This is a genomic window from Pedobacter nutrimenti (assembly GCF_032678445.1).
GTDB lineage: Bacteria > Bacteroidota > Bacteroidia > Sphingobacteriales > Sphingobacteriaceae > Pedobacter > Pedobacter nutrimenti_A.
Map to the genome: position 1 here is coordinate 1 of NZ_JAVTSQ010000034.1, position 2306 is coordinate 2306.

A 2306-nucleotide genomic window follows, 5' to 3' on the forward strand; every position below is an offset into this window, starting at 1 on the left:
GTGGTCATAGCGGTCGGTTAGTCTGTACCAGTATTTAAATACTCTGGATGGGAATTTAGGGCTGGTTACCGTCTGGATTTCTAAATGTAGCATGAAGAGTTCCTGCTTTCCGGTACGGAGGTATATTTTGGCGAGCATGTCCGCGTTTCTGGTTCCGCCTTTTTTATTCCGGTCTGGAGAGATTTCCAGCAGCTCTTTGTCCATGAAGCTGACAGGCTTTTCCAGATCAAAGATCTGATCTGCGTCTTTGTACAGGAAGCGTAGCATGTCGCAGAAATAATCTTCGAATGCACTTTTGAAAAAGATGTCGTTCTTTTTCTGGATTGGTTTTTTATCATTTTTCTGCGCTGGCCTGTTGGTCCGTTTTTCTACTGCTCTCATTTATGCTAATGTAGATGTGATATTTCTAAATAAAAAATAATAACAAAATATTTCGAAAAAATATTTATTGTAGAGAATTATAGATTTGGATTTACTCCAGGTCAGGGAGGTTGGGGGTGAAAATATGTTTTATGATCTCGCTGAACCTTGCAGGTTCTGAGGCTTGATCATGAAAACATATTTTCTTGGGTGCAGACCGGGGACAGTGGTGAAAGGGGAGTTTGGGCTCAAAATGAACATGTTCTTCATCGGCTGCATAAACCATTCAATATTTGGAACTTGAATATCTTCACCACATTTGTCGATCTGTTTGATTCTTCTCTTCCAACCACGGACTTTTTTATGTACTCCAGTATAATGTGCTTTCATAAATAATTTCAGTACAAAATCGATCACATCTCTTTTCAATTAATAATATCCATATCTTCATGGTTTCGCATAACATCAAAATGAAATCAATATTTAAAAAACTTAACCCCTTACAATCTGGAATATTGTTAATATTTCTATTGGATCTGCTTGGCTCACTCACTTCGCGGTGGATTGGTTTTAACTACCAATATATCGGTTCTCTATCTATTGTCATTTATCTTGCGGTTGGATTCCTTACCACAAAGAAACAGGGTTTAAAAAAAGGAATATTGTATACTGCCCTTATTGGACTTTTTGATTCGACAGTTGGTTGGGCGATAGCAACAGTCTTTAAAGCAAATATGGGTAAGGAGGACTATTCTGTTAATTTTTCCCTACTGATGGTTGTACTGGTTATTATTATGACAAGTATAATAGGATTGATAGGTGGAGGGGTTGCTTTGGCTCTAAAACAAAATACTGACAAACGTCCTGCTGCAAAGTAAAATAATCTGAAGTACTGATACTTGAACCAATTTATCCAAGAGGAACAGTCCTTACTTTGGTTTCTGTATTGATCAAAAGAGGTTATCCAGATAAACGTTGAAATGAAAAATGAAATTATAGTGCGTTTTGGGATATATGATTTTAATGATATCACCCATAGCGAAATAACTGAAATATTAGGAGGTATACATCCAGATAAAATCTATGTGAAAGGTGAGAAAAGAAATCCAAAAAATATAGATTCACCATTAATAAAGAAAAACAGCTGGATATTAGGCTCCTGTCATGAAAGAAACTAAATATAAATCATCAGTATTACTATCAATCTTTAGACGGAAGGGAGCTGAAGGAGCTTCAACTAAAATACTGAATGAGGATAATAAACTAAATTTCGTTAATCAGATATCATTGCTCAAAGATGAGGAACAGCCATTATTATGTTCTAAACAGGATGAATTAAATTGGTTGTTTATAACAAACGATCGGATTATCCAAGCAAATGAAAGTGAGATATCATCTATTCTTTACTCTGAATTAGTTGAAGTGAGCCTCGCTATGCAGGATGAATTTAAAGATGGGGTAGTGAAAAAAGAAGATTTTACACGTTTTGTTTTGAAAGACAGTAAAGGCCGAAAGCATATTGTGAAAGTTGAAAAAGGAAAACCTTATCAAGGGATTTATCAAATGTTATCTCATGTCGTATTAAATAACAAAGCCGGGATTGTAAAAAAAGACATTTGCTGTGTATTCCAGATCCTTAATCTTATAATGTAACTATGGCTATTGAATGCCATTATTAAAACAGAAAAAGGGACCAAATCTTTCGACTGGCCCCTTTTCATTAAATTAACGCTCTCGATGTAAACGTATAAAATTTTTCTGATATTCTGTTAATCAATTTTTTGACAAGTTGTTTTTTTCTAGTTGGGTACGGATTTTTTTTACGAAGGAAAGAGGAGCGTCCGCAACTTTAGCAGCTTGGGCATCTGATAGGCCTAATTGGAGAATTAGGTTTGTTATAACCTTTTCTTGTTCTTGCAACCTTCCAATCTCGATTCCCTTCTCTT

General features: G+C 35.4%; 3 protein-coding genes and 1 pseudogene. 3 read left to right on the forward strand and 1 reads right to left on the reverse strand.

Annotation, left to right across the window (positions count from 1 at the left end; all coding sequences use genetic code 11):
- Positions 1-381: pseudogene (locus R2S08_RS28755) on the reverse strand (hypothetical protein); the annotation flags it as partial.
- A gap of 449 nt (positions 382-830) precedes the next feature.
- Here R2S08_RS28755 and R2S08_RS28760 point away from each other — a divergent pair.
- The 3 genes from R2S08_RS28760 to R2S08_RS28770 all read left to right on the forward strand — a co-directional run bounded on the left by R2S08_RS28760 (position 831) and on the right by R2S08_RS28770 (position 2013).
- Positions 831-1238 (forward strand): hypothetical protein, encoded by a 408-nt coding sequence (locus R2S08_RS28760; protein ID WP_316838344.1) that lies wholly within the window; start codon positions 831-833, stop codon positions 1236-1238.
- A gap of 102 nt (positions 1239-1340) precedes the next feature.
- Positions 1341-1538 (forward strand): DUF4279 domain-containing protein, encoded by a 198-nt coding sequence (locus tag R2S08_RS28765; protein ID WP_133785230.1) that lies wholly within the window; start codon positions 1341-1343, stop codon positions 1536-1538.
- The gene (locus tag R2S08_RS28770; RefSeq protein ID WP_316838345.1) at positions 1525-2013 is read left to right on the forward strand and encodes a hypothetical protein; all 489 of its coding nucleotides are present in this window, start codon (positions 1525-1527) and stop codon (positions 2011-2013) included. Before R2S08_RS28765 ends, R2S08_RS28770 begins: the two co-directional genes overlap by 14 nt.
- Positions 2014-2306 lie beyond the last annotated feature (293 nt).

Bases quoted from the DNA above. Each gene is read 5' to 3' on its own strand.
- R2S08_RS28760 (WP_316838344.1), top strand. From the start codon at position 831: ATGAAATCAATATTTAAAAAACTTAACCCCTTACAATCTGGAATATTG.
- R2S08_RS28765 (WP_133785230.1), top strand. From the start codon at position 1,341: ATGAAAAATGAAATTATAGTGCGTTTTGGGATATATGATTTTAATGAT.
- R2S08_RS28770 (WP_316838345.1), top strand. From the start codon at position 1,525: ATGAAAGAAACTAAATATAAATCATCAGTATTACTATCAATCTTTAGA.